Origin of the sequence: Eubacterium sp. AM46-8 (assembly GCF_003466705.1) — a bacterium.
Taxonomy (GTDB): Bacteria; Bacillota; Clostridia; order Lachnospirales; family Lachnospiraceae; genus Lachnospira.
On record NZ_QSEU01000005.1, the window covers coordinates 164,490 to 190,550 of the forward strand.

29 protein-coding genes and 1 pseudogene are annotated in these 26,061 nt (G+C 37.6%); 25 read left to right on the forward strand and 5 right to left on the reverse strand.

The genetic code is table 11. The annotated features are described in order from the left end of the window. Positions 1-133 precede the first annotated feature (133 nt). The 8 genes from DW963_RS05255 to DW963_RS13580 all read left to right on the forward strand — a co-directional run bounded on the left by DW963_RS05255 (position 134) and on the right by DW963_RS13580 (position 8,956). Positions 134-1,969, forward strand: a complete 1,836-nt coding sequence (locus DW963_RS05255; protein WP_117914133.1) for an NAD(P)-binding protein — start codon at positions 134-136, stop codon at positions 1,967-1,969. Continuing rightward, positions 1,963-3,645, forward strand: a complete 1,683-nt coding sequence (locus DW963_RS05260) for an NADH-dependent [FeFe] hydrogenase, group A6 (RefSeq protein ID WP_117914134.1) — start codon at positions 1,963-1,965, stop codon at positions 3,643-3,645. The genes DW963_RS05255 and DW963_RS05260 overlap by 7 nt, the downstream gene beginning before the upstream one ends. Before the next feature lie 709 nt (positions 3,646-4,354). Then, a complete protein-coding gene (locus DW963_RS05265; RefSeq protein WP_117914135.1) occupies positions 4,355-5,836 on the forward strand; it encodes an aminoacyl-histidine dipeptidase in 1,482 nt (493 codons plus the stop codon). Between the two features lie 123 nt (positions 5,837-5,959). Beyond that, the gene (locus DW963_RS05270) at positions 5,960-7,135 is read left to right on the forward strand and encodes a DUF819 family protein (RefSeq protein ID WP_117914136.1); all 1,176 of its coding nucleotides are present in this window, start codon (positions 5,960-5,962) and stop codon (positions 7,133-7,135) included. Between the two features lie 296 nt (positions 7,136-7,431). Then, entirely contained in the window at positions 7,432-8,055 is a 624-nt protein-coding gene (locus tag DW963_RS05275; protein ID WP_117914137.1) for a DUF6088 family protein, read from the forward strand. Beyond that, complete coding sequence (locus DW963_RS13950) at positions 8,042-8,236, forward strand: nucleotidyl transferase AbiEii/AbiGii toxin family protein (RefSeq protein ID WP_353652773.1); 195 nt, start codon at positions 8,042-8,044, stop codon at positions 8,234-8,236. Before DW963_RS05275 ends, DW963_RS13950 begins: the two co-directional genes overlap by 14 nt. A gap of 12 nt (positions 8,237-8,248) precedes the next feature. Continuing rightward, entirely contained in the window at positions 8,249-8,674 is a 426-nt protein-coding gene (locus tag DW963_RS05280) for a nucleotidyl transferase AbiEii/AbiGii toxin family protein (protein ID WP_353652777.1), read from the forward strand. Between the two features lie 36 nt (positions 8,675-8,710). Then, on the forward strand, positions 8,711-8,956 hold the full coding sequence (locus DW963_RS13580; RefSeq protein WP_286169054.1) for a hypothetical protein: 246 nt from the start codon (positions 8,711-8,713) through the stop codon (positions 8,954-8,956). A 420-nt stretch (positions 8,957-9,376) separates the two neighbouring features. On the opposite strand, the gene istB is transcribed toward DW963_RS13580, so the two are convergent. After that, positions 9,377-10,087, reverse strand: a complete 711-nt coding sequence (gene istB, locus DW963_RS05285; RefSeq protein ID WP_353652778.1) for an IS21-like element helper ATPase IstB — start codon at positions 10,085-10,087, stop codon at positions 9,377-9,379. 49 nt (positions 10,088-10,136) lie between these two features. Here istB and DW963_RS13585 point away from each other — a divergent pair, with 49 nt between their 5' ends. From DW963_RS13585 to DW963_RS13610, 15 genes and pseudogenes are all read left to right on the forward strand, one after another. Continuing rightward, complete coding sequence (locus DW963_RS13585) at positions 10,137-10,340, forward strand: recombinase family protein (RefSeq protein WP_243004177.1); 204 nt, start codon at positions 10,137-10,139, stop codon at positions 10,338-10,340. A gap of 92 nt (positions 10,341-10,432) precedes the next feature. Next, positions 10,433-10,663 carry a recombinase zinc ribbon domain-containing protein gene (locus DW963_RS13590; RefSeq protein ID WP_243004176.1) on the forward strand — a complete coding sequence of 77 codons (231 nt, stop codon included), beginning with the start codon at positions 10,433-10,435 and terminating at the stop codon, positions 10,661-10,663. Between the two features lie 42 nt (positions 10,664-10,705). Further along, positions 10,706-11,140 carry a hypothetical protein gene (locus DW963_RS13595; RefSeq protein WP_286169057.1) on the forward strand — a complete coding sequence of 145 codons (435 nt, stop codon included), beginning with the start codon at positions 10,706-10,708 and terminating at the stop codon, positions 11,138-11,140. Between the two features lie 57 nt (positions 11,141-11,197). After that, positions 11,198-12,952: an AIPR family protein gene (locus DW963_RS05295; protein WP_117914138.1), complete on the forward strand. Its 1,755-nt coding sequence runs from the start codon at positions 11,198-11,200 to the stop codon at positions 12,950-12,952. 172 nt (positions 12,953-13,124) lie between these two features. Then, positions 13,125-13,451 (forward strand): annotated as a pseudogene (locus DW963_RS13955) (DEAD/DEAH box helicase family protein); the annotation flags it as partial. Between the two features lie 96 nt (positions 13,452-13,547). Continuing rightward, positions 13,548-14,243 (forward strand): NUDIX domain-containing protein, encoded by a 696-nt coding sequence (locus tag DW963_RS13600; protein ID WP_353652779.1) that lies wholly within the window; start codon positions 13,548-13,550, stop codon positions 14,241-14,243. A 12-nt stretch (positions 14,244-14,255) separates the two neighbouring features. Beyond that, positions 14,256-14,966 carry a potassium channel family protein gene (locus DW963_RS05310; RefSeq protein WP_117914139.1) on the forward strand — a complete coding sequence of 237 codons (711 nt, stop codon included), beginning with the start codon at positions 14,256-14,258 and terminating at the stop codon, positions 14,964-14,966. Positions 14,967-14,968: 2 nt separating this feature from the next. Further along, the gene (locus tag DW963_RS05315; RefSeq protein WP_286169066.1) at positions 14,969-15,526 is read left to right on the forward strand and encodes a LysR family transcriptional regulator substrate-binding protein; all 558 of its coding nucleotides are present in this window, start codon (positions 14,969-14,971) and stop codon (positions 15,524-15,526) included. A gap of 182 nt (positions 15,527-15,708) precedes the next feature. Beyond that, on the forward strand, positions 15,709-16,110 hold the full coding sequence (locus DW963_RS05320; RefSeq protein WP_147347580.1) for a hypothetical protein: 402 nt from the start codon (positions 15,709-15,711) through the stop codon (positions 16,108-16,110). 471 nt (positions 16,111-16,581) lie between these two features. Further along, entirely contained in the window at positions 16,582-17,325 is a 744-nt protein-coding gene (locus tag DW963_RS05330; protein ID WP_117914143.1) for a hypothetical protein, read from the forward strand. 39 nt (positions 17,326-17,364) lie between these two features. Continuing rightward, positions 17,365-17,685, forward strand: a complete 321-nt coding sequence (locus DW963_RS05335) for a helix-turn-helix domain-containing protein (RefSeq protein WP_117914144.1) — start codon at positions 17,365-17,367, stop codon at positions 17,683-17,685. 86 nt (positions 17,686-17,771) lie between these two features. Beyond that, positions 17,772-18,224, forward strand: a complete 453-nt coding sequence (locus DW963_RS05340) for a hypothetical protein (RefSeq protein WP_286169059.1) — start codon at positions 17,772-17,774, stop codon at positions 18,222-18,224. After that, positions 18,215-18,433, forward strand: coding sequence for a hypothetical protein (locus DW963_RS13605; RefSeq protein ID WP_286169060.1), 219 nt, complete (start codon positions 18,215-18,217; stop codon positions 18,431-18,433). Before DW963_RS05340 ends, DW963_RS13605 begins: the two co-directional genes overlap by 10 nt. Positions 18,434-18,802: 369 nt before the next feature. Further along, positions 18,803-18,937 carry a helix-turn-helix domain-containing protein gene (locus tag DW963_RS05350; RefSeq protein ID WP_117914145.1) on the forward strand — a complete coding sequence of 45 codons (135 nt, stop codon included), beginning with the start codon at positions 18,803-18,805 and terminating at the stop codon, positions 18,935-18,937. A 38-nt stretch (positions 18,938-18,975) separates the two neighbouring features. Further along, positions 18,976-19,170, forward strand: coding sequence for a hypothetical protein (locus DW963_RS13610; protein WP_502694403.1), 195 nt, complete (start codon positions 18,976-18,978; stop codon positions 19,168-19,170). Positions 19,171-19,876: 706 nt separating this feature from the next. Here the strand turns inward: DW963_RS13610 and DW963_RS05360 are convergent. The 4 genes from DW963_RS05360 to DW963_RS05375 form a co-directional block, all read right to left on the reverse strand. Then, positions 19,877-21,679: a restriction endonuclease FokI C-terminal domain-containing protein gene (locus DW963_RS05360; protein WP_117914146.1), complete on the reverse strand. Its 1,803-nt coding sequence runs from the start codon at positions 21,677-21,679 to the stop codon at positions 19,877-19,879. Between the two features lie 18 nt (positions 21,680-21,697). Beyond that, positions 21,698-22,558, reverse strand: coding sequence for a Dam family site-specific DNA-(adenine-N6)-methyltransferase (locus DW963_RS05365; RefSeq protein WP_172678264.1), 861 nt, complete (start codon positions 22,556-22,558; stop codon positions 21,698-21,700). Between the two features lie 16 nt (positions 22,559-22,574). Further along, positions 22,575-23,597, reverse strand: coding sequence for a DNA adenine methylase (locus tag DW963_RS05370; RefSeq protein ID WP_055287054.1), 1,023 nt, complete (start codon positions 23,595-23,597; stop codon positions 22,575-22,577). A 191-nt stretch (positions 23,598-23,788) separates the two neighbouring features. After that, positions 23,789-24,928, reverse strand: coding sequence for a hypothetical protein (locus DW963_RS05375; protein WP_117914147.1), 1,140 nt, complete (start codon positions 24,926-24,928; stop codon positions 23,789-23,791). Positions 24,929-25,353: 425 nt separating this feature from the next. Here DW963_RS05375 and DW963_RS13960 point away from each other — a divergent pair, with 425 nt between their 5' ends. Then, positions 25,354-25,608 carry a tyrosine-type recombinase/integrase gene (locus DW963_RS13960; protein ID WP_330375534.1) on the forward strand — a complete coding sequence of 85 codons (255 nt, stop codon included), beginning with the start codon at positions 25,354-25,356 and terminating at the stop codon, positions 25,606-25,608. Positions 25,609-25,876: 268 nt separating this feature from the next. Beyond that, positions 25,877-26,061, forward strand: a 185-nt coding sequence (locus DW963_RS05390) for a hypothetical protein (RefSeq protein ID WP_147347581.1), incomplete at its 3' end; no start/stop codon positions are given.

Below are 26,061 nucleotides of genomic sequence, written 5' to 3' on the forward strand. Positions count from 1 at the left end.
AGGTTATTGTGTGAAAAAAATAACCTTCCTTTTCAAATTAACATTTATTGTGTAAAATGTTACATGGAACTGCCTAGCGGTATACTGGCAAGTAGCAATACGACATACGCAATATGCAGAAATGGAGCGGGAATTGAGCAGATTAACAATTATTACTAAGGATAAGGCTCAGGTTACAATGGAGTCTTTATATCAGGATTTAGAGAGAAGAATAGTAGCAAGTCCACCGGGATTGTGTACTATCGACCTTACGAGGTCATTTATAAAAATGTGTCTTGCACAGTCATGTGGTAAATGTGTCCCATGCCGTGTGGGACTTAGACAGCTTGCGAGACTTTTTGATGATGTGCTTGATGGTAACGCAACAGAGGAAACTCTTGATGTTATCAGGCTTACAGCAGAGGGAATCTATTATTCCGCTGACTGTGCAATCGGATATGAGGCAGCAAAGCTTGTACTAAAATGTATTGATGGTTGCGAGGATGATTTCAGGTCACATATTGAGAGAGGATTTTGTTCATGTAACAGTAACCAGCCGGTTGCATGTGTGAAGTCATGTCCGGCAGGAGTAGATATACCGGGATACATAGCACTTGTGCATGAAGGCAGATATGCAGACGCGGTTCGTCTTATAAGAAGAGACAATCCAATGCCTACAACATGCGCATACATTTGTGAGCATCCATGTGAAAACAGATGTAAGAGAACACTTATTGACGCGCCAGTCAACATCAGGGGACTTAAGAAAATGGCAGTTGATAATGCCGGTGATGTTCCGGTTCCGGCATGTAATGAGCCAACAGGTAAGAAGGTTGCAATAATCGGTGGTGGTCCGGGAGGACTCAGTGCCGCATATTATCTGGCTCTTATGGGACATAAGGTTACTATATTTGAGCAGAGAAAGCAGCTTGGTGGAATGTTAAGATATGGAATTCCTAACTACAGACTTCCTAGAAAAAAGCTGGATGCGGAGATTAACGCTATATTGTCTACAGGAATAGAAGTTAAGAAAAATATAAGCGTAGGAACAGACATTACGCTTGAGGATATTAATAAAGAATATAATGCAGTATACATTTCTATCGGAGCACATGCAGACAAGAAGATTGGAATTGATGGTGAGGATGCTACAACAGGCGTAACATCAGCAGTAGAAATGCTTCGTGCAATTGGTGATGATGAAATGCCTGACTATACCGGCAAGCGAGTGGTTGTTATTGGCGGTGGAAATGTAGCAATGGATGTTGCCCGTTCTTCTGTAAGATTAGGTGCTGAGAAAGTAAGCATTGTATATAGAAGAAGAAAAGCCGATATGACGGCACTTCCGGAAGAGGTTGAAGGTGCAGAGGCAGAGGGTTGTGATGTTCTTGAACTTATGTCACCAGTTAGAATAGAGAAAGATGAAAATGACGCAGCAGTTGGTTTATGGGTTCAGCCACAGATGATAAGCAGGATAAAAGGTGGCAGACCATCACCTAAGACTGCAGCTAAGGACGAGGTTCTTATTCCTTGCGACCTTATTGTAGTTGCCATCGGACAGGGTATCGAAACAAGATATTTTGAGGAGCATGGCGTTACAGTCAAGAGAGGAACAATTGAGGCACTTGATACAAGTGAGATTAAAGAACGTAAAGGAATATTTGCAGGAGGAGACTGCGTAACAGGACCTGCAACAGTAATCAGGGCTATAGCAGCCGGAAAGGTTGCGGCAGCCAACATTGATGAATATCTTGGCTACCATCACGAGATAACTTCAGATGTAGAGATACCTTATGCCGGATATGAGGACAAGGTACCTTGCGGACGAGTTGAGGTTGCACTGCGTGATGCCGCAGACAGAAAGAAAGACTTTGAACCTATTGAATATGGATTTTCATGCGAGGAAGCATGTCAGGAATCTGGACGCTGCTTAAGATGTGATCATTTTGGATTTGGTTCATTCAGAGGAGGCAGAGAGAAACAATGGTAAATTTAACAATTAACGGTAAAGCTGTATCAGTAAAAGAAGGAACTACCATTCTTGAAGCTGCCAAAACAATAGGAGAGACAATACCTACACTCTGCTATCTCAAAGAAGTCAACGCAATTGGTGCATGTCGTGTATGTGTTGTTGAAGTAGAGGGTACTGACAGATGTGTTACAGCATGTAATAACTTCGTAGAAGAAGGCATGATTGTCTACACTAATTCAAGAAAAGTGCGTACAACAAGAAAGACTAATGTAAAGCTCATACTTTCACAGCATGATTACAAATGTGGTACATGTATAAGAAGTGGTAACTGTGCGTTACAGTCAATTGCAAATGAACTTAATATATCAGAGATGCCATATGATTCAATATTAGAAAAAGATAATTGGGATAAAACATTTCCACTTATCAGAGATGCCCAGAAATGTATCAAATGTATGCGTTGTGTGCAGGTGTGTGATAATATTCAGGGAATGCACATATGGGATGTTGTAAATACAGGTTCGCGTACAACTGTAAATGTGCGTGCAAACAAGAACATTGCGGAGACTGCATGTACACTTTGTGGTCAGTGTGTAAGCAACTGCCCTGTAGGTGCACTTACAGAAAGAGACGATGTCGGAATCGTGCTTGATGCAATTGAAAATGAGGATATCATTACAGTAGTACAGATTGCACCAGCAGTAAGAACAGCATGGGGCGAAGATTTTGGTATGTCTAAGGAATATGCGACAGCACAAAGACTTGTTGCAGGTCTTAGAAGAATAGGATTTGATTATATATTTGACACAACATTTGCAGCAGACATGACAATTATGGAGGAGGGGAGCGAGTTCCTTGAAAGACTTCCGGAAATCAAAGAGTCAGGACTTCCAATGTTCACATCATGCTGTCCAGGATGGGTGAAATTCGTAAAGAGCGAGTTCCCTGAGATGGCAGGCAGACTTTCAACAGCAAAGTCACCACAGCAGATGTTTGGTGCAATAACAAAGTCGTATTATGCAGAAAAGCTTGGGGTTGACCCGGAGAAGATATTCTGTGTGTCAATCATGCCTTGTCTTGCAAAAAAGGACGAGTGTACATGGGACGGCGGCAAAGATGTTGACGCAGTTCTTACAACAAGAGAAGTTGAAAGAATGTTCAAAGCATTTTTCATAAAGCCGGAAGAACTTGATGAGGACGAGTTCGACAATCCTTTAGGTGAAGGAACAGGTGCTGGCGTTATATTCGGTGCAACAGGCGGTGTTATGGAGGCGGCACTCAGAAGTGCTTACTATCTTGTGACAGGAAATAATCCTGATGCGGATGCGTTCCAGTCAGTGAGAGGTCTTGAGGGCTGGAAGGAAGCTTCATTTGACCTTAATGGGACAACTGTAAATGTAGCTGTTGCCAGCGGACTTGGCAACACAAGACACCTTATGAATGCTATTAAGAAGGGAGAGGTTCACTATGATTTCGTTGAAATCATGTCCTGTCCGGGCGGCTGTATCAATGGTGGCGGACAGCCTTACAAGGAAGACGCTGCGATGGTTGAGGAGCGCCGTCATGTGCTGTACGGGCTTGATAAGCGCGATAATATTAGATTCTCACATGAGAATCCATCGGTTAAGCAGTGCTACGAGGAGTATTTTGAGAAACCGTTGTCACATAGGGCGCATGAAATATTACATGTGTAGGGTGTAGACAGCCTGCTCTGCGGGTGGGGAGTGCGGGGCATCTGCTTTCAGTATTCCTCGCTTAGTAGAAGTATATGCCGCCAGCTGCAGAGTTTTTTACAATGTGCGAAAGCAAACGCGCTTCGCTTGAACGAGCTTTCGCACACTGAACTTTTGCATCTGGCGGCATTAACTTCTACACAGCTCGTCATTATTCAAGCATCTGCCTCGCACTCCCACCAGCAGAGGGTGTCTGGCTAATCTGGAAAGTTCAGGCGGGTGTATGTGGCGACTGCCCTTCAAGGGGTGGTGTGCGGACGCACCTGGGCGTTGCACTGCAGGTGCTGCTATTGGTGTATGTTGTGGGGCTTTGTTCATTTGGGATAGTGTCAAATAGCACATGAAATCAGCGCATAAGTAGGGAAAAGCCTACTAATGTTGCTAAATGTGATGAATTAGTAGGTTTATTTAGAAGAAATTATGATGAAAATAGAGAAGAAAAAAGAAAATTGCCTACTAAATTTATGATTTATGCGAGAATAGTAGGTTTTTTGGCTGACAAGAGATGTCTAATGTTGTAAACATATAAGAAAAAGACCTACTAAAGTGTGAAATATGATGAATTAGTAGGTATTTAATGGGGAAAGAAGCATAATAAACCAACTAACAATGTAAAAAAGACCTATCAGATTGTGAAAATTGATGAAAAAGTAGGTTTAGGAGGCTTTTTATGGATATAAATGAGTTATCACCATCAGAGGTTTTCTCTTATTTTCAGGAGATTTGTGCGATTCCGCATGGTTCTGGGAATACCGGGATGATTGCGGATTATTGTCTGGAGTTTGCTAAGGCACATGGGCTTAAGGCAAGGAAGGATACGTCTGATAATGTTGTTATATTTAAGGCGGGGACTTCTGGATATGAGGACTGTGAGCCTGTGATTTTGCAGGGACATCTTGATATGGTGTGTGAGAAAGAGCCGGATTGCGATATTGACATGAGTGTACAGAGCATTAAGACCTGCACCGATGGTAAGGTGGTATGGGCTGATGGCACGACGCTTGGCGCTGATGATGGAATTGCAATTGCATTTATACTGGCAGTGCTTGCTTCGGATACGATTGCGCATCCTCCTATACAGGCAGTGCTTACAAGTGATGAGGAGATTGGAATGCTTGGCGCAAGAGACCTCGACACTTCTGACCTTACAGCAAAGAGACTTATCAATATTGATTCTGAAAGTGAGGGAATATTGTATGTAAGCTGTGCTGGTGGTGTGAGGGTTGAGTGCGATATTCCGGTTGAATATGAGAATGCTACGGGCTGGGTGACAGATGGTGCAATTGATGTGCAGAATGGTTCGGTATGCTTCGAAGTTAAGATAAGCGGGCTTGCCGGCGGTCATTCCGGCGTTGAGATTCACAAACAGCACACTAATGCTATAAGATTGCTTGCTTCATTACTTTCACATGCCAGCGGGGCAGCAGATTTCCGTCTTGTGTCGCTTTCAGGTGGCGGCAAGGAAAATGCAATTCCAAAAGAAGCAAAGGCAGTTGTAAGTGTCAGAAGCTACGATGCCACAACATTTGAACAAAGCATCAAAGAGAGTGCGGCTGTGTGGATGCAGGAAATCAGCGCGACAGAGCCACATGCTAAGATTGAGCTTGAAAAGACAGACATTGCAGCAGACAAGGTTCTCAATTCTCATAGCACTGCAAATGTAATATATGCCCTCTGGTTAAGTCCTGATGGTGTGTACAAAATGAGTCAGGAGATTAAGGGCATGGTGCAGACTTCGCTCAATCTGGGAACTGCTTACCTCGACGCAGACAAGCTTGTGTACAAATATCTTATAAGAAGCAATACAGCGGCTGGAAAGAAATTATTGCTAGAGAGAGTCACTACATTTGTAAAACATTTGTCAGGAAAAGTAGTCACAATGTCGGACTATCCTGCGTGGGAATACAAGAGTGATTCGCAGTTAAGAAAGATATGCGTTGATAGCTTTACAAATGTGTACGGCCACGAACCGGAAGTGACCTCAATCCACGCCGGACTCGAATGTGGCATACTTGCCGGGAAAATGCCGGGAGTAGATATGATATCATTTGGACCGACACTTGAAAGTGTGCATACGCCTGATGAGTGTATGGACGCGGCTTCAGTGGAGCGGACTTGGGAATATCTGCTGGAGATACTTAAAAGTTTATAATTAAATTTGCGGGAGTAAGTGTGTGACGACAGATTGCATCACATTTACTTCCGCAAATTTAGTTATATACTACAGAAAAATGGGCAGAATATGTTATAGATTAACCATAAGGAGAATTTATACATGATAAAAGATGGATTTTTATACCTTGCGGCACTTATATTTGCAGCCGCAGTATTAGTAAATCTGCCTAAGATTTTTAAAGGGAAAAAGGCACAGGTGTTCTTTAATTTTGCACCGCCGATTGTACTTATATACCTGGGGCTTATGCTCCTTTGCACAATGAAAGTGTGGGACCTTAGTGCAACAAGCGCTGTGTACAAATCAGTCAAGAACCCGATATTATATGCGATGCTTTTCATAATGCTGCTTCGCTGTGATTTGAAGAAAATCATCAAGCTTGGACCTAAAATGCTTATCGGTTTCTTCGCAGCAACATTGTCAATCGGACTCGGATTCTTCGTTTCATATGCGATATTCCACCAGCTCTTAGGCGCAGGCTCATGGAAAGCACTCGGCGCGCTGTGCGGAAGCTGGATGGGTGGCGGCGGCAATATGCTCGCAATCCAGGCAGCACTTGATGTTGACGAAGCAACAATGGCTTACGCCCTTGTTATGGATTCAATCTGCGCGACACTTTATGTAATGTTCCTTCTGTGGGCAATCGGAAATCACGAGAAGTTCAACAAATGGACAAAGGCAGACACAAGCATAATCGACGGCGTTGGAGCTGCACTTGAAGAGGAAGCAAAAGCCAACACAAAGCCTCTCGTATGGCAGAACATCATTCTTCTGCTCGGTTCAGGACTCTTAGTATCGGCAGTTTCAATGGAACTTGGCAGCATGATTAATGCACATTTATCATTCTTTGACAGCACAACATGGACAGTCCTTATCGTATCAGTGCTTGGTATCGTATTTGCCCTGACACCATTTGGCAAGATTAAGGGAACTGAGGAGATTTCAAATGTAATGCTTTATATAGTCATTGCCTTAATCGCTTCAAGAGCAGACCTTGGAGCAGTCGGCAATGCCCCAATATGGCTTCTAGCAGGATTCGTAATCCTTCTTATCCATGTGGCAATAATGATTGCACTTGCGAAGATATTGAAACTCGACATCTTCACATGCAGTGTTGCTTCCCTCGCCAACATCGGTGGAACAGCAACAGCACCGGTTCTCGCCGGCGCATACTCAAATGCCCTCGTACCAGTTGGTATCATGATGGCGCTGCTCGGCTATGTCATCGGAACCGGCGGCGGACTGGTTGTGGCTAATCTGATGAGTATATTTGGGTAAGGGTGGAAAGAAAAGGATAATTGAGATAATTGAATATTGAATAAATGAATAATTGAATCATTTTGAAGATGGCACTCTGGCGGAATTTCCTGTTGGGGTGCTTTTTTAGTGGGGTGGGAGGCTGAAATGAGAGGTGAGGCGTGGCGGATTGGACGTTAGAGCGCCCTGGCCTCTCAAAACAAGAGTTGATAAATTTTTTTAGACAATTCTAACATATCTGCATATAATATTATAAATAGACATAAATATTCACTAAACTGATATAAAAATGATACCATATATATGGAGGTGAGGCCATGTTGAAATCTTACTTGTTAGAGAATTATGGATATAACGAACCAATTTTTTTGAATGATCTAAAAATAGAAGAATTATCTGAAAATGCAGTGCGTCAGTCTGTAAAGAGACTTGTGGCAAATGGATTTCTGGAAAGATATGATAATGGAATCTATTATATACCGAAACAAGGTGGATTATTAGGGAAAAGTTATTTGGATCCATTTCTTATTATTATGCGCAAATATGTGAGAAGTAAAACTGAAACATATGGATATGTAACAGGAATATCATTTGTTAATCAACTTGGCTTAACAACGCAGATGCCGGCAATAATTGAGATTGTTACAAACAGAGAAGCAACTAATGGCAGAACGGTTACAGTGGGTAATCAGAAGGTTAGAATTAAAAAAGCAGCAGTAGAAGTATCGGATAACAATGCGGAACTTTTACAGCTTTTGGACGGTATCGGGCAGTCTGAGAAATATACGGAGCTTACGATGGAAGATACGATAGATACAATGCGCTCCTATGTGAAGAAGAAGCGTTTTACTAAAGAACAGTTATCCGAAGTCACATCTGTTATAACAGGCGCAACAGCAAAAAAATTAATCGAATGGGGGATGATATATGAATTTGCATGATGACAAAGAAGCGTTTGCAGAGCTGATTTCTGGTGCGGCAAATGAATTGGCTATTCCAACGAATGTAATCGAAAAAGATTATTATGTTACTATTATACTGAAAGCCTTGGCGGAAAAGACAAAAGATCTGGTGTTTAAAGGTGGTACATCGCTTACTAAGTGTTATCAACTGTTGAATTGATTTTCTGAAGATATTGATTTGTCATATACGGCAGAATCCGGTATGCCGGGAGAAAGTAGAAAGAAACAATTAAAAAAGAATATTGTTTCTACAATGGAGGAGTTTGGGTTCACGATTAATAATCTTGAGGCAACAAGAAGCCGAAGAAATTATAACTGTTACAGGGCCGGTTATCCATCAGTTTATGAGCAGAATGGTATATTGAATCCGGAACTTGTAATTGAAACTTATGTGGCGATGTTACCATTTCCAACTACAAAACGAATGGTAGATAATTATATTTATCGTTTCCTAAACAAAATTGGTCGATTGGATTTAGCAGAAATCTATGATTTGATGCCTTTCGAAATTACAACACAAACCATAGAGAGAACTTTGGTAGATAAGGTGTTTGCACTGTGTGACTACTATATACAGAAAAAGCCCGAGCGACATTAGAGACATTTATATGATATTCATAAGATTGTAGAAAACATGGGCATTTCAGATGAGCTACAAAAGCTTATACCGGAAGTCCGTGCTGTGCGTTCGGAAATGATTGTCTGCCCTTCGACAAAAGAAGGTGTATGTGTGGCGGATGTATTGCGGGAGATAATTGAAAGCCAGGTATATAAAAGCGATTACGAAGATATTATTATGGGATTGCTTTTTGTACCGGTAGGTTATGAGACGGTAATTCAGAGTTTACAGAAGGTTTTGGATAGCGGGATGTGGGAGTGAGATTGGAAAGATTATTAAAGCTACATTGGATGCAAAGCTTATTAAGTTGTCTGATGAAAATGTAGCACTGAAAAATAGAAGATATATACCATACTGGGCATAAATTTTATTTGATGGGTATTTGATAGAATGTTCATTTTGAAGAAACTATATTAACGAAAACCTTTATTTTACGCGCTTTGTGAGACATTGGTTTATTTGATGGGTATTTGATTGGAGCGTTAAAAGCATATGATTAGGTGTTGGTATAGATTATGAGAAAGATGCCATAGAGCACCAATTTCTGGTGCAAATCCATTAAAATATACCATCCTTGTCTATCTTCAGTTCAGGCAATGAAAATGTCAATATAAAAATGTATCTTTTTTATCATATAAGAATGTAGGAAAACCTACACGCTTATATGATATTTTTTGTATTTTAATTTTCCTCAATCATGTATTGCATCTGATCCTTTAGTCTGTATGATGGTCCATTTATGTTTATCACAGAACAGTGATGCAGCAGTCTGTCAAGCAAAGCGTTAGTCAGTACTGGCTCCTGAAATATATCAGACCACTTTGAAAATGGCCTGTTAGTTGTTATTACTGTTGACAGCTTTTCGTATCGTTTTGCTATGAGATTAAAGAACAGATTGGCTGAATCAACATCCATCTTCTGATAACCAAGTTCATCTATTATCAGCAGCTTGTATCTGCAGAACCACTTGATTCTTGTCTCAAGTCTGTTTTCTGAAGCTGCTTTTTTCAGTTGTGATATTAAATCCTGAAATGTTATAAAATATACACAGTATCTGTGCTTTGCAGCTTCTATTCCGATGGATACCGCAAGATTGGTTTTGCCTACTCCTGGAGTTCCGCAGAATATGATATTCTCCGCATTTTCTATAAATCGCAGTGTCATAAGATCCATGATTTTGGACTTATCCAGTGATGGCTGGAAATTGAAATCAAATTCACTAATCTCCTTTAAAAATGGGAAATTAGCTACCTTTACACAGCCTGTTATTGCTTGCTGTTTTCTAAAATCAATTTCACTGTCTGTAAGCTCACATAAAGCATCCAGAACTGTTTTTTCTCCATCTGCAATATATCCAGATATGTGTCTATATTTTCCTTGAATCTTAATAATTCCAGTTCCTCAAGATTATTTATTAAATGAGTTCTTATCCGGTAAGTCTATGTATAAGATTGTTGAGGCACTGAATCTGGAAGGAATTGAGACACCAGGCGTGTATATTGCCACTAGGGAGAACAATGAAAATCAGCTGGCAAAATATCGTGAGAAAAAGCCTCTCTGGAGTAATGTTGCAGTGGGCAGAATCCTTGAGAATGAGCAGTATACCGGTACCATGGTTTACGCCGATTTAAAAGTGAAAATGTAGGTGATAAACACGCCAAAGCCCTTCCCAAAGAGGAATGGAAACGCGTGGAGAACTGCCATGTTGCCATTATCAGTAAAGAGGATTTTGAAAAGGTGGCCGCAAAGAGATCTGGAAATACCTGCGCCGGTGTAGAGAGAAAGCATGAGACACATTGTCTGACCGGTAAAATGATATGCGGTAACTGTGGACACCATTTGTCCCATTCTTATGCTGGTCGTCCGAAGTATTACTGCGCCAAGCATTATCTGGATAAGGCAGATGGCAAGTGCAATATCAGCGTTCTCGATTCGACTATGGAAGAGGTGGTGATGAAGTCACTGTAGCTGTTCATTGATATGTGGGTGGATTCCAGAAAGATTGTGGACATGCAACGTGAGAAACAGGCAAAGAGTCTGGCACTTGCAGAAAGGCACCTGCTTGATATGGAGAAAAGCTATGAGCGCATCAATAAGGATTTGCGTGATGCCTATGAAAGCTACAAACTAGGCATGACTGACAGAGAGACCTATCTGGAGCAGAGAAAGACCTACGAGCAGTTGTTTGTGCGCATGCAGGGCAATATCGAAAAGCAGAAGGCAGCAGTCAGCAAGATGGCAACTGTGGATCTGCCGGAAGTGGCCGGTTTTGAAATGCTGGAAGGGCAGATGAAACTGCAGAAATTGAATAAGGAAATCGTGGATGCTTTCGTGGCGGAGATTGTTGTACATGCTAAGGATAGAATGGAGATAAAGTGGAAGTTTAGGGATGAGTTTCAGGAGGCAGAGATTGTCGAAAATGATAGAGATATAGGTGGAGAATAAAGCGGGGAAGTGGTATAATAATTTTTATTCAAAAGAGATTAGTGCACAGGAGGATTAATGATGGATATTGTTACAGAGGGCTATTTAGAAGAATTTGTTCAAAATTTCAGCATAGGTACAAAAGATAAAACAAGGCAATTTGAGTATTTTGCTAATTTCATTGTTGTCAGCAATCATTTTGATGCAAACAGATTTCAATTGAATGATATAAGTACTGGAGAAAATGCACCAGGAATAGATGGTATTGCTATTATTGTAAATAATAGATTGTGTACAAGTGTTGAGGAAGTAAAAGATTCTATTAAGTATAATAACAAGTTGGATGTTGAATTCATTTTTGTACAATCTAAAGTTTCGAATCATTTTGAAGGTACCGAAATAGAAGGCTTTTTTAGATGGACAAAGGTGTTCTTCGAGTTTGAAACTAAAAGTACATTTACAAGGGAATTTAATGAATTTATTCGAATTGCAAAAGAGATATATAAAAATTCAAAGTATTTTAGTAAATATCAGCCTAAATTAAAGATGTTTTACGTATGTAATGGAAAATGGACTGATGATGTGAATTTGAATGTGATTGTAGAAGGAAACAAGGAAGAATTAGAAAATAGCAATTTGTTTGAAAGTGTAGATTTCATTCCGTGTGATGTAAAAAAAGTACAAAAAATGTATATGAAAACAAAACTTCCTGTTGAGGCATCTATAACGATGGAGAATACAATTCCTTTACCTAAAATAAACGATGTCAAATCTGCAATGTTTACCATATTACCTTTTAGGGAATTTGAAAAGCTTATAGTAGATGATAACGATAAAATCAAGTCTGTATTTGAAGATAATATAAGAGGTTTTCTTGGACTAAAGGATAATACTGTAAATCAAGATATTCAGAAAACTATTACAGAAGGAAGAACAGGAGAGTTTTGTTTATTAAATAATGGAGTTACTATTGTTGCGGAAGAAATAACAGGTGCGGGTATGGATATTACTTTGACGAATTACCAAATTGTTAATGGATGTCAAACTAGCAATGTCTTATATGAATGTAGAAATGAAGAAGGTATCGAAAAAGTATATATTCCAGTGAAAATAATAGAGACAGATAACAATAAAATACAGGTTGAAGTCACACGTGCTACGAATAATCAAACAGAAGTTGAGACTGAACAATTAGAGGCGTTGACAGAATATCAAAAAGAGTTAGAGCAGTATTATAGTGCGATTGCGAAGAAAAAAGAAGATGCATTGTATTATGAAAGAAGAGCTAATCAATACAAAAAGGATAGAATTAATCCATCGAATATTATAAGTATAGAAAATCAAATTAAAGATTTTGCGAGTATGTTTAATGAAAAACCACATATCGTATCTGGTTATTATAGTAAGTTACTCAAAGGTTTGGGAAGTGAAATATTTGATCCACAGCATAAACCAATAATGTACTATACCTCTGCTTTAGCATATAGTAGATTAATGAAGCTTTATAATGAACAAATAATTGATAATAAGTTATGGAGATTTAGATATCATATTATTATGATTGTAAAGTATGCAATAAATAAAAAAACAGTACCTCAAACAAATGGAAAAGACATTGAAAAGTACTGTAGGTCAATAATTGATGTACTTGAAGATGATGAGAAAAGTAAAAATATTTTTTTGGAATGTCAAGATTTTTTGTTTTCGTTGGATGAAGAGATTAAGATATCAAATAGAAAATCATCGGAAAAGAGAGCCACAACTGAAGTGATCTTAAGGGAAATAGGATTTCGATATCTAGGAATGCCGAAACAGAATTCATTTTTCAAATAGTATGGAATATTTTTATCTATAGCGGTGTTCATGTAATTGCAAATCGGGTCTCCCAACCCGCCACCGCTTTATGCGAGGATGGCACAGCGGAGAGGCGCAGTACCGGTAACGGTAAAGGACGCAGGTTCGACTCCTGCACCTCGTATTTGAACTTTTAAAACTGAATAACCCTATCCGTAAAACCCATAAAAAACTTCTCCTCACACTCTTGACACGCTCGGGAACAGGTAAAACGTACGCTTCCGCATTTGCAATGAGAGAACTGGGATTTAAGAGAGTATTATTTTTAGTTCATAGGGGACAGCTTGCAAGATAGACTAAGAAATCTTACGAAAAGGTATTTGCTACGGTTCAGACATTAAATCGTGATGAACATTTGCTTCAATATGATAAGGATGCATTTGATTGTATTGTGTTGGATGAAGCACATCATGTAACTGCTGATACATATCAGAAGATTATGAAACATTTTTCGCCTAAGCTTTGGCTTGGAATGACAGCAACTCCTGATAAGCGGGATGACAATGTTGCAGGCAGAAATGTTTATGAGTTATTTAATTATCAGATTGCTTATGAGATACGTTTGCAGCAGGCCATGGAAGAAAATCTGTTATGTCCGTTCCATTATTTTGGAATTACCGATTTGTCTATAGTTGGAGATGATAAAGATAATCGTAATTTCAGTATTCTTACAAGCGATGAACGTGTAAAACATATAATCCGGCAGTCAAATTACTATGGATATAGTGGAGAAAAGGTTAAAGGGATTATATTCTGTAGCAGTATCAAAGAGACACAGGAATTATCACATAAGTTTAACAATATAGTTAATCCGGATACAGGGAAATATTTTAGGACAATAGCATTGAATGGCGATGCTAACGAACAGGAAAGACAGGACGTATTTGAAAGACTTGCAATAAATGAGAGTGAGGCAAATGTCCATAAGCAGCCATTAGATTATATATTTTCTGTGGAGATACTGAATGATGGCTGGGAATTTCCAGGTGGTAAGATAGAAGCTGGTGAGACTCCACAGGAAGCATTAAAACGTGAGATTATGGAAGAATTAGATACAGAGATTAAAGTTGGAGCTTTAATCGACACGATAGAATATGATTATCCTAATTTCCATCTTTCAAAGGATTGCTTCTGGTGTGAGATATTAAGCGGAGATCTGGTATTAAAAGAGCATGAGAACGCAAAATGGCTGGCTAAGGAGCATCTTGGAGATGTTGAGTGGCTGCCGGCGGATGTTACTTTGATTGAGAAGATAAGAAGATACATATAAATAGGAGCATAAATGAGAAAACGAATATTCGAGATAATTGAGGTTTCTGAAGATAATGATAAGTACAGCAAAATATATGATGCATTTATGATGATAACGATATGTATCAGCATATTTCCATTGGCATTTAAGAATCAGACGGGATTGTTTAATGCAATTGATAAAGTAGCAGCATTTATATTTATTGTGGACTATATCTTGAGACTGTCAACAGCAGATTACAAGTTGAAAAAGGGTGTAATATCTTTCGCGATGTATCCGTTTTCGTTTATGGCTATTGTGGATTTGCTTTCAATTTTGCCATCTGTAATTATAGTAAATAATAGTCTGAAATTATTGAAAATATTTAGATTTTTTAGAACTTTCCGGGTGTTTCGAGTTTTTAAATCATTCAGATACTCAAAGAATATTCAAATGCTTTTAAATGTTTTTCGCAAGCAAAGAGAATCTTTGACTGTTGTCTGCGTTCTGGCTATTGGATATATTTTTATTTCAGAGCTTGTTATATTTAATGTTGAGCCTGAAACATTTAACAATTTTTTTGATGCTATATATTGGGCTACAGTATCTTTGACAACAGTAGGTTATGGTGATATATATGCAGTTTCAATCGCTGGCAAGGTTATTACCATGATATCATCAGTGTTTGGTATTGCAATTGTGGCGTTGCCAGCAGGCATAATTACAGCAGGATATATGGAGGAGTTAAATAAAGATAAATGATAATGCACAAATCAACGATTCGAGTAGGAACAACAGAAGGGCGTTTTCGCATGATTATGCTGTCTGTTATGAGACAGTTTAAAGAAATGTACAGCAATTATGATATCAGGGGCGTGATTGGCAATGCGGAACAGTTGCGGGAAATGCTTGAAAAAGGTGAACTTGATATTGCATTCAGCGGGATATCACCGCTTGCTCCGGAATGTATTGAGAAGGAATTTTTATTTGGTGAGAGACTTTACCTTGTGGTAAGTGAGCAGATGCTTAAGAATTATTTTCCGGACAGATATCCTGAATGTGTTGAAGAATTCAAGAGGGGTGCAGATATTAGGAAGTTTAGTCAGATGCCTTTCTGCAGGAGTCTGCCGAATCTGCATTGCATGCAGATATTAGACCATTTGCTTGAAAAGCAAGGGGTTACGTTGAATTGCGTACATACATCTGGCCACTTTGATTTGCATCAGCAGATGGCACAGGAAAATCTGGCGGCATGTTTCAGCCTGACTATGTATCTGCCACATTTGCACGAACTGAACAGATATAATGACAATAAGCTGTAGGTGTTTCCTATAAAGGATTTGACGGAAACAAATCCTTTATACATACTTACGAATAAGGATAAAACGTATGTTGAAGGGACTAAGGAATTTAAGGATTTGTTGAAAAATGTGGTGAAATCTATGGAGTATGCTGAGTGATAGGGACTCGTTGGATTAAGAAAATTATATATGGGATTAATAATATGACAAATGAATTAATGAATGCAATAGTAAGTGCAATAACAGGAGCGGTAGCTGGTGGAATGGTTAACTTGCTTTTAGATAAGCGAAAAGAAAATCTAGAAGACATAAAAGAAAAGAAAAAGATATATGAGGATCGTCCAGAGTTACAAATAATCGAGTATAAAGAATACATAAAATGTTCTGCGTACAAATTTAAAAAAGAATGTGATATTAATTTGTTCATGACAAAAATGGGAAAAGTGTCAGTTGAGAATGATATTGTGACGGCACATTATAACAAAGACTATTTTAATGAAGAAGAATGGTGTTGTGTTATTTATGAATTTAAAAATGCTGGAAAAACAGATATTAGGTGCGTTAGTCCTGTATGTACATATAAAAAAAGATACTATGCTTTGTGATGTTTCTAATGCAAAAATGATTTTGGAATATGGATGGTTGAGTTATTCAACGATGTTCGATAGAAAAATTCGTGTAGGCGAGTCTTTTACAACGAAGATTTGCTATCATAAAGATTGTATTGTGTCAGGCATGATGTCTTCAATAATGTTTATGTGCTTAGAAGATTGTAATAATAGATTTTGGAATCAACCGTTATTTGCACCAAACAATAAAATATATGATTCTTATGAGATAACTTATAAAGAATACAAAGATGAGTATTTACCAGATAGTGCAATAGAGTGTTTTAAGAAGCCATGGCTTTGGTAAGACTGGATGGAGGCAAAAAAACAAGGCTAGATTAGAAACGGATGCTTTGATTCATAAATTAGAGATGGAAGCAAGAATTTTGAACTACAAGTTCAATGACAAATGTATCTGTATAACTTAATATATTAAATATAAAATATATATTAAGGGGAAATATAGATATGAATGAGGCGTTATATATATTGTTTGATAGAAAGTGTCATGATATAGTTGATATAATAAATGTACAACACAAAATAAGTGATATGCTGAGACCATGTGGGATGAAATATGTTGGGGGATATTCAGTATATGCTCCACAAGATAAGGGTAAAAGAGACAACATTATGCATGATGTTATGCAGATACTTAATAAGAACAAGTGGGTTGCAGATATGAGTACAGCTATATTAGTGAGTGATTGCCTAAGTACAATATCTTTAAGCAGGATTGACTGTTCAGGGATGACAGAACCAAGACCTGAGAAATATAAGTATTATGAGGATTATTATAAGAGGACAGGGGAATTACCTCATGATATATTAATAGACGAAAATAATTGTATTATGGATGGGTATATAACATGGCTTTTAGCTAATAAATACCAGAATGATATGGGTATGCAATGGAAGTTTAATATACATAAGGCAGATTCCACCATACCACACGCAAAGATTGTTGTAGGTCGTCATGTTAATGTGTCCGAATCAGATATAACCATAAGAGGACCGCAGTATTTTAAATGGATATATAATAAAAAGGAACCAGTTGTGCCTGGGGATATATTGAAGGTGGATACAAGAAAAGGAGATGCCTATATGGTTGTTGAGGCAATCAGATATATTGCGGGGGCTAAGAACTGTGCAGAATACAGGCATGTTATTGAACATACAGGGATGATTATGCAAGAACAGAGCATAAGGTAAATATGATATGTATGATTATACAGGATAATGGAGGGGATTATGTTTCCAGTAATTGACAAACGAGAGACAGGTATTAATCTGAGCAGAATTATGACTATGCGAGGAATTACAGCAAAGAATGTGCAGGATTATCTTAATCTTGGTTGTGTTCAAAGTGTATATCGCTGGCTGGATGGCGTCAATATGCCATCGATTGATAATTTGTATGCGTTAAGTGAATTTTTTCAGGTGCCGATTGATGAAATTGTGCGTGGCAACAAGGAATGCATTGTTCCTGAGATTAATGTTAAACCGATGGATTGTCAGACGGAAAGATTATTTGTGTACTATGATAAATTAAACGAGAATCAGGCAGCATGATTTTTTGAACTACAGCTTCAATGACAAATTATACATTCTACCTTAGAATAGTTTATAGAGATAACGTTCTAAGGGAGGATTATTATATGAGCGATAAGATGTTAGTAACACAGGCTCTTGATGAAAGAGATTTGTTAGTAAAGAAGATTGCAGACAAGATTGCTAAGGCAAGCTTTGTTGATACAATCAAACCGAATGAAGATAAAGTATATGCAAAGCGGATTGCAAAGGATGAGTATGCTAAACAGGCGGAATCAGCCTATCAGCAGATTCTTGATCTGATTGAAAGGTTTCAGAAGATTGATGCTGCGATTGTAGCGTCCAATGCAAGTTCAGAGATAACTACTTCATATGGTAATTTTACAGTTGCAGGAGCTATTGCACTCAGAAGCAGACTTCGTGGCATGGGCGGTTATGGGAACAATGCTGATTTCGAGGGCAGACTTCAGAATAAGCTTGCGAATGAATATAGTGAGCGTGTACAGTTCTGTGATAAGAAGAACAGTCAGCTCAATCTACAGCAGAGGAGATGCGACTAAGTATTCTTGGAAAAGACAGTAAGACAAAGGACGAAAAGCCTTTGGGAGTTGTAGAAGCATATGTGAAGGAGAATACTACCGAACTGGTGGATCCGTTGGATGTCAAGAAGAAACTTGAGGCGCTGGAAGAAAAGCGAAACACTCTTTTGACAGAATTGGATACACAGATAAAAGTATCTAATGCTACAACATTAATTGAAGTAGAATAGTAAAACCGCCTGCATTACGAAAACCTTAAATCTGGCTTCCCTGTAACAGGGTTATGTTACAATATAATATTACCAATTCTGAATAAATTGGTTTACTTGACTTAAGTGGTGCAATGCAAGCACGCATGACTCATAATCATGAAGTGCAGGTTGGAATCCTGCCTATGATGTCAGGTTCAAAGATGAATGCAAACATCTTTAATTTAATCAACAGTATTGTGTTTTATTTGAATTGTTAATGGTGAATTGTCAACGGTATTAATATTGAACAGTTTTTAGTTAATTGATAACATTTTTGTAGACATAGAGATGTGTTGAAAACCATGAACAAGGTTAAAGCGATAAGTCAGTTGGCTAGAGGCAATCCTCATGGCTGTAATGCAGGCATATATTAGTAAGCTTGAAAATGGAACAAGAAATCCGTCTGTCAATTTGCTTAAAAGATTAGCGGATGATATGGGAATGGCTCTTAAGATTGAGTTTGTACCGAAACAGAAAGCGTAATTATGTGACCTCACTGGATTTCGTCTAGGGAGGTTGCTTTGAGAGTGCGATTGGTGGAAGCATTGCTTATACACGGAGAACCACTTGTTTTGCAAGATTCATCGATTTTTAAAGAGAAAAAACAGTATTGGCAGAATATGGCTACTGTAGCGTCAGAAATTGCTCGCTCTAATGATGTGTTTATCAAACATAATTTTGACAATCATGATGGAGAAGTACCTGCGTTCATCTGATGAGGAGTGGACAGTATTTGTAAATGCTTTCGATAAGCTGATTCAAAATAATAATAGTGTGGTCAGTCTCGCAGCAATGAATCTTCCTGCGGATTGGAAATAACATTTAAGTGTATAAATGCAGAGGAATTGCATAAAATAATAAAGCAGACCTAACCAAGCATTTTTTGCTCAAATCGGTTAGGCTTTCGGCGGAGTGTTACGATAAGCACTTCGCCATTTTTATTTTGATAAGGAACATCCACCTTTTACATATGATTGTACAATTTGAACGAAAAAGTCTCATGATCATGTGAGAAAATGAAAGTAAAACTTATTAGATGATATAAGTGTTATATCGGCTAAAAAATAGTGCGGTGAGCAAAAAGAATGGCGTTTTGCCGATGGTGTGATATACCAAATTTTAATCTATGACCTCAAATCGTAAAGCAAAAGCCGCAGGACTAATTGGATGCCCGCGGCTTAGTTTATGCATATTATTCAATTACTTTTCGTTTATTGATAACATACAGAATGATACTCATTGCTGCGACAATCGTTTCAACCACTGGTTGAGTAGCAATTACACCGGGTAACTTCCCAAATAGATTCATTACTATTACTCCTGGAATAAAGAGTATAACATTTCGTAGCATAGTGATAATCATGGAATTGAATGCCTTTCCCAAGACTACTGGGATTATGGCTTTGTTATACTCTATGAATATCAGGCGGTATAAATCATTTCTTTGTTATTGAAGTTACTGTAGAAATCAGCATGTGAAATTCGACCTGCTTTTATTCCTTCAGAAAGATACAATAAACTTTCCACGCCAATGGCAGCTCCTTTAATGCCTCCATTAGCATTAGACACATATTCGAGTTGGTCTTCAAACTGACCTTTGAGGTATGAAGTGATAAATAGAAATGTATAAGCGGTAATAGTGGAGTCGAAATTTTTCCACCATTCATTTGGATTCAAGGACTTTTGCCTTAAATTATTTTCGTTTATATAGCGACTCATTTCATCAGCACAAGTACGGCTTATATTAAATCCATCTTTATATGATTTATTATCAACAATAGTGCCATCTAAACCATAGGAAATAATAACGTCTGGTTTTCTTGAATCACCAAGTCTCTGTCCATTAAACGATAATTCCTTTGTAAATAAGTCAGCTGTCTGAATTTCAAATTCTCTTGCGTCGGCATTCTTTTTTGCTCTAGAAGCAGCATCACTATATGCCAAGTCGATAAGCGCAAGATACTTATGGTCAAGATGTATAAGCTTATTTCTAACCCTATCTTTAATGTCAACAACATTATCTTTAACACACTCTGTTCTTGCTGGAATTTCTAAGCATTCAATTTTATCAAGTAATCTATATTTACCAGCATTTTCTGTAATCTCCAAGCCAATTGAAATCAAGCCTTCAATATGGTCTTTTATAGCAGTGTCATCTACATCTAATTCATAACCTTTTAAAGCTTTTTTTAATTGGTCGGTTGATTTATCGGAACTTGTAAGAGCTTTAATTATACAAGCGCGAACAAATCGCAAATAATTAGCACTAGACACTTTATTTGAAGCAAGCATTTCAAACATAAGAACTCTAGCTAAGCGAGGATTGCTTGAATTACCTCTTGCTTTAATCAGAGCTTTTTCGCCTTTTCTAGTAATCGAATATGTTTGAAGCTTTGCAGTGTAGCTCTTCCTTCTATATGTTTCTGTAACATCCTTTTGATTGGATTCTACCCACCCCATCTGCATGCACCAACTAGCAATTCCTCGTGCATACTTATCGGAATCACCTTCTTCATTTGAACGCACATTGGTTCTTTCACCTGCTGTTGTAGCTTCGCAATAATCGCAGAGATATGCGTCTTGTGGCATAGATGTAAAACCCATTTCACCTTTAAATCCGAGTTTGGAACCTAGATCGAATTTTGTTTGTTCATCTTGTGCTTCTAATAATGATAATATTCTTATAACAGGAGGATAAGACAAAAGTGCTTTTGTTAATGCCTCTGTTTCGGCCGGAGAATTATCCGGAGCATTAGCAAGTTCTTCCCCTAAAGGAGTAATTTTACATTTATCATCATCTTTGACATATTCAAGTAAACCACATGATATGGCCCATCTCAAAAAGCCTTCTGCAGTCCAATCATCAGTATATGGTTTCTTTATAGTTATGGAATTACCTGCAACATCTGAATATGTTTTGTTTTGTTGAGCCTCAATAATGGCCTGGATTATTCCGGTACAAATAGCGTCTTTTCTTGTTCTGGAACCAGAACCTTTTCCTTTTAACTTTGAATAATCAATTTCTATGTCAGTCTTATTCAATTCTGCAATGAAGTCATTATAATCATCATTACTGATTAGACCATAGGTCAATAATAAAGGAAGTTTGTTTGATACTAAATCTAAATTTTCCGCAGAGCCTGCTTTGAAAATTCCGACTACCTTTTTTAATTTTTTTAAATCTCCCGGATTCTGAACCCAGCCAAAAGTACGTTTAACTGCCATTTTAGTCACTCCTTTTCATTAATAATTTGTTATTAATACTTCTCTAGTTTCTTGGTTTGTATTTTGTGAATGGTAATTACTATTATTGTAATTGTAATTGATTCTGTGCGCATGATAATGATTTTGCCTTTTCCATTGAATAAGAGCATCGTTTGTATTCCCTTTGTGGTGCGTTACATTTGAGAGAGCAAATTTAACACCTCTTTGGTTCAAATCATCTAATAATTCGAATAATCTTAAATCATCTTCTAAAGACCAGCCTTCAAATCCTCTGCGTCCATCATTATAACTTGCTGTTGTAATTCGATATGGTGGATCGGCATATAGGAAGTCACCTTGACCCAAAAAAGCCAGATTCAAGTCAAGAAAATTACAACTTGTAAATTGAATATTATTAAGTTTGCTATGAAAAACAATAAGATTTTCTCTCATAGTTGAATTAAAACTACTTCGATTTCTACCAAACGGATTGTTAAAACCATGATGATTGTTAAAACGAAATTGATAATTGAAGGAATAGCATACAAGCACATATAATTCAATCGGATTTCGTTGTGCAACAGGTAAGCTATTGTAATGATTTCTAAAAGCTAAATAACTCGCTTCGTTATCCATGCTTAAATCCCATTCTTCAATGATTCCGTCTATGACATCAAGTAGTTCATTAATATTCATAGCTTGGAACGCTCTATAGATGTCAATTACAAAAAAATTAATATCATTAGCAAATATATTATTGGCCTGAATATTTGTACAAACATCACATCCACCTGCAAATAAATCATACATATTATTTATTCTTCGTGGAAAGAAACGCATGATTTGAGGTAACATTTTATATTTTCCACCGACATAGTTTAGTGGTGACTTATCGTACATATTATTTATCACTTCCTTATTTTTCGAAGAAATATAACTGTTCTGTAACTCTTCTGGGTGTTGTTCCAGCATTGTTATACCTTCGGTAATCAATTTCTTGAAATACAAAAGTATTATTTATAGCGTAATCTTGACATATCGAGGACAATTGCTCAGTAGATAGAAGTCCTTCGTTATTGTAGCTAATTAGTATATAACGTACATTTGCATTTTCAATTAAACGTCTGAATGCTCCTTCGACTCCTCTTTTGGTGCAAAAATCCGACCGTTGCTGTTGATAATCCCTCATTCCAGTAACTCCATGTATTCTAGGATAATCATATCTAGCAATTGTTTCTAAAATATGATAATTAGGCAGATATTGTCGAGAGTTATATGGTGGGTCTGCATACAAAAGGTCTCCAACGATATTTGGAAGCAATATATCACAATTATCATTATGGAATGTAGCGGTAAAATTATTTGCTATAATTTCAGGTGCTTTTATTGTAAGCACGTTGTATGTTCTTGCGTCCCAATGTTTAAGATAGGCACCATAAACACCGGTGATATTACTAACATAAGGAACTGCTGCAATGAGAGCTGCTAGCAAGTAATAGTATTCATCGTCATTAATTAGATGTTCCATATGCCAATTTTCTATCGTAATTCTTATAATATCTATTTTTATGGCATTATCATTTTGAAAATACATTCGAGCCACGTTGTCATGTGGTGAATAATTCTGATAAATAAAGCAATCCTCAAGATTTATATCAGTATTTGCAATATCTAAATTATTTAGGAAGGCTATAGGGTCAGCAATTGCTAAATTAGCAAAAGCAGGAGTATGATTTAACTCGGTAGAGCCTCTACTTAAAACATATGAAAAGTACATAATATCATTTCCGATGACATTGTAGCCATTTCGTTTAAGAAAAGAAGAAACTACACCGCTACCAGAAAATATATCAATTACGGTATTAACGTTAATCATTCGTTGTGTGATTACATTATTAATATCGTTAAGTAAATTGGATTTTCCTCCAATATATCGCATACATCACACCTCATTTCACTTCACCCATAGGGGAGTATTTTCTCTGTATTATTTCATCCTAAAGACCGATGTCCCTCAAACGCATATTTCCACGAAATTGCATAGGGGGTATTCCGTCAGCCAAGATAAAAGGCTATTTTCTTATAATTCTCTATAAACACATACAAATAACTTATAGAGAATGCCGTGCATTAATCCGGACTTGCGTCAGATTGTTTTGATTTTTGTCTCTTTTTCTGTGCTAAATGAGCCTTTTCAGATGCTTTTCGTTTACGATAGGCTTTCTGTTTTCGAGCATTTCTAACTTTCTGGCATTCTTCGGAATCACAAAATTCCTGTCTGTTACTTTTCCTTATTATAAATTTGCCACAGTTATGGCAGCATATCATGATACCTTCTGGTCTTGAATCATTATTGACTTTATTTTCAAGAGCAGAGTCTTCTGAAATCATTCTTGCGAGAGTGTACCATGCTATATCAAACACGGAATCAATATCAGCAGAAAATTCGTATTTCCCGGTAGCAGAATTAAGTTTTAATTTCATATTGAATTCCGGAATAAAGTCTGCAAGCGTTTTCCGAAGCTCGTCATAATCATCATAGGGATTATTATTAAAATCAAACGAACCTTCCGGCGGTTGTTCTATAGGATGATCTTCTATGTACTGATTAGTACGCATCATGCTTTCCAACAGTTCTTGAGGAGTGTTGGGTTCACCAACTATATCATCCGGTACTTCGGGAACTGCATGTTTGTATTTCTCAAAGTAGGAGTAACTTTCAAAGTATCGTCCTTCTTCATAAAGATTATATGTTACATCATCTTCGGCAAATAGAATTCCTTCAAGTGCAACATAGAATCGGACGGCATTATAAAGTTTTCCTAAATCACTCATAAATCTTTCAGTCTCAAAGATTCCATCATGCTCGACCATTTCTGCGTCAATGGTATTGATATCAAAATTTTCTATAAGTTCTGAGTAGATAAAGTCAATGCTGTAAGGATGCATATTCTCCATGCACCATCTGACTATAAGTTGTTCTTTAGGAATCTTGTTCTCAAAGCTGTCTATTACCTTTGCGAGATTACATAGGCTTACAAGGATTCCTCGTCCTGTCAGAGTATCATCATTAGGAAATGTTGGTTCTTGCCCCTTCTTGCATACGGGATAGGCACAGTAATCTTTTCCATCATAGCTGATATCATAACTTGCAAATCTGAATGGGTGGTATATGAGTTGTCCAATACCACCTATTTCTTTTGAACCCAATATGTCTGTTGTTTTATCTGCTTTAGACGGAATATAGTCTCCGTTCCAATTAAATGGCATCTTCTCACCTCACAAACCTATCGTTAATCCGTAACCATTAGCGTTACCGTCGGTTTTTAGACTTCGGTTACATTATATACTAAAATACTCTTGAAAACAACAAAATTCTTTACAAAACAGTACAACAGATTTTTGAAGTCGCACCTTGAAAATTTCATCCCGTTCCCACTTCGTAAGTCGGTGCTAACTGCCGAGATTGGTAACCTGCCAAGAGCGGTTGTATTGAAACTGCATTGTGGTGAGACGGACACCCCAATATTTAAGATTGGAGGAATCGTAATGGAAAAGACAACTATGAGTGTGTAGGAGTTATCTGCGCAGATGGGAATCAGTCTGCCAAAGGCATACGAACTGGTAAAGACACTGGGATTCCCGACAATACGAATCGGAGAAAGAATTCTGATTCCGATTGAAGCCTATAAGGAATGTTTCAGGCAATCATTGAGGATAGAAATGCACCGAAAGTGGAGAAAGCTATAGATGGATATAGTGGATTTCTATTTTACGATGATAATGGAATGCCACTTGTGGCAATGCACTGGCAGCACCGATTCAACCACATGGTAGGCAGATACAATGATATCTACCGGGTGCAGATGCCAAACATTACACCTCATGTATGCCGACACATGTATTGCTCGAATATGGCAAAATCGGGAATGAATCCAAAGACACTGTAGTACCTCATGGGGCATTCGGATATATCAGTCACGATGAATGTGTACACGCATATCGGATTTGCTGATGCTGAGGAAGAACTGAAATGAATGGAAGAGTTTAGGAAGGCACAAGCGGAGGTTGAGCAGAAGAAGGAGAAACCGATGTCGCAAAAGATGTTTAAGGTAATTTGATATAGAAGATGGATAACGATCCGGCTTGGCAGGGGCGTTTTTTTCTGTGGAAAAGAAGTGAAAATGACGATATAATATACAAAGGAAGGTGAGAGAGATGTATGGAATAGGCTTTTATGATGAATACTTAAAACGAATGGGTAATTTAAAAGATAAATCTGATATGGCAACACCATATAAAATAGAATATCTGAAAAAAATAATAAAGAATAATAAGGTGTATAAGTATATTTCGTTTCAAGAGAATGCAGATATTAAAATACAAACTTTAAAAGATAATAA

What these genes read in the sequence shown, in the direction of transcription:
- DW963_RS13595 (WP_286169057.1), top strand. Translation starts at nt 10,706, where the DNA reads ATGCAACGTGAGAAACAGGCAAAGAGTCTGGCACTTGCAGAAAGGCAC.
- DW963_RS05265 (WP_117914135.1), top strand. Translation starts at nt 4,355, where the DNA reads ATGGATATAAATGAGTTATCACCATCAGAGGTTTTCTCTTATTTTCAG.
- DW963_RS05260 (WP_117914134.1), top strand. Translation starts at nt 1,963, where the DNA reads ATGGTAAATTTAACAATTAACGGTAAAGCTGTATCAGTAAAAGAAGGA.
- DW963_RS13585 (WP_243004177.1), top strand. Translation starts at nt 10,137, where the DNA reads ATGTATAAGATTGTTGAGGCACTGAATCTGGAAGGAATTGAGACACCA.
- DW963_RS05365 (WP_172678264.1), bottom strand. Translation starts at nt 22,558, where the DNA reads ATGTACGATAAGTCACCACTAAACTATGTCGGTGGAAAATATAAAATG.
- DW963_RS05310 (WP_117914139.1), top strand. Translation starts at nt 14,256, where the DNA reads ATGAGAAAACGAATATTCGAGATAATTGAGGTTTCTGAAGATAATGAT.
- DW963_RS13950 (WP_353652773.1), top strand. Translation starts at nt 8,042, where the DNA reads ATGAATTTGCATGATGACAAAGAAGCGTTTGCAGAGCTGATTTCTGGT.
- DW963_RS05335 (WP_117914144.1), top strand. Translation starts at nt 17,365, where the DNA reads ATGTTTCCAGTAATTGACAAACGAGAGACAGGTATTAATCTGAGCAGA.
- DW963_RS05315 (WP_286169066.1), top strand. Translation starts at nt 14,969, where the DNA reads ATGCACAAATCAACGATTCGAGTAGGAACAACAGAAGGGCGTTTTCGC.
- DW963_RS05370 (WP_055287054.1), bottom strand. Translation starts at nt 23,597, where the DNA reads ATGCGATATATTGGAGGAAAATCCAATTTACTTAACGATATTAATAAT.
- DW963_RS05320 (WP_147347580.1), top strand. Translation starts at nt 15,709, where the DNA reads ATGACAAATGAATTAATGAATGCAATAGTAAGTGCAATAACAGGAGCG.
- DW963_RS05350 (WP_117914145.1), top strand. Translation starts at nt 18,803, where the DNA reads ATGGCTGTAATGCAGGCATATATTAGTAAGCTTGAAAATGGAACAAGA.
- DW963_RS13960 (WP_330375534.1), top strand. Translation starts at nt 25,354, where the DNA reads ATGTTTCAGGCAATCATTGAGGATAGAAATGCACCGAAAGTGGAGAAA.
- DW963_RS05360 (WP_117914146.1), bottom strand. Translation starts at nt 21,679, where the DNA reads ATGGCAGTTAAACGTACTTTTGGCTGGGTTCAGAATCCGGGAGATTTA.
- DW963_RS05375 (WP_117914147.1), bottom strand. Translation starts at nt 24,928, where the DNA reads ATGCCATTTAATTGGAACGGAGACTATATTCCGTCTAAAGCAGATAAA.
- DW963_RS13580 (WP_286169054.1), top strand. Translation starts at nt 8,711, where the DNA reads ATGGGCATTTCAGATGAGCTACAAAAGCTTATACCGGAAGTCCGTGCT.
- DW963_RS05295 (WP_117914138.1), top strand. Translation starts at nt 11,198, where the DNA reads ATGATGGATATTGTTACAGAGGGCTATTTAGAAGAATTTGTTCAAAAT.
- DW963_RS13605 (WP_286169060.1), top strand. Translation starts at nt 18,215, where the DNA reads ATGCGACTAAGTATTCTTGGAAAAGACAGTAAGACAAAGGACGAAAAG.
- DW963_RS05330 (WP_117914143.1), top strand. Translation starts at nt 16,582, where the DNA reads ATGAATGAGGCGTTATATATATTGTTTGATAGAAAGTGTCATGATATA.
- DW963_RS05270 (WP_117914136.1), top strand. Translation starts at nt 5,960, where the DNA reads ATGATAAAAGATGGATTTTTATACCTTGCGGCACTTATATTTGCAGCC.
- DW963_RS13600 (WP_353652779.1), top strand. Translation starts at nt 13,548, where the DNA reads ATGGAAGAAAATCTGTTATGTCCGTTCCATTATTTTGGAATTACCGAT.
- DW963_RS05340 (WP_286169059.1), top strand. Translation starts at nt 17,772, where the DNA reads ATGAGCGATAAGATGTTAGTAACACAGGCTCTTGATGAAAGAGATTTG.
- DW963_RS05275 (WP_117914137.1), top strand. Translation starts at nt 7,432, where the DNA reads ATGTTGAAATCTTACTTGTTAGAGAATTATGGATATAACGAACCAATT.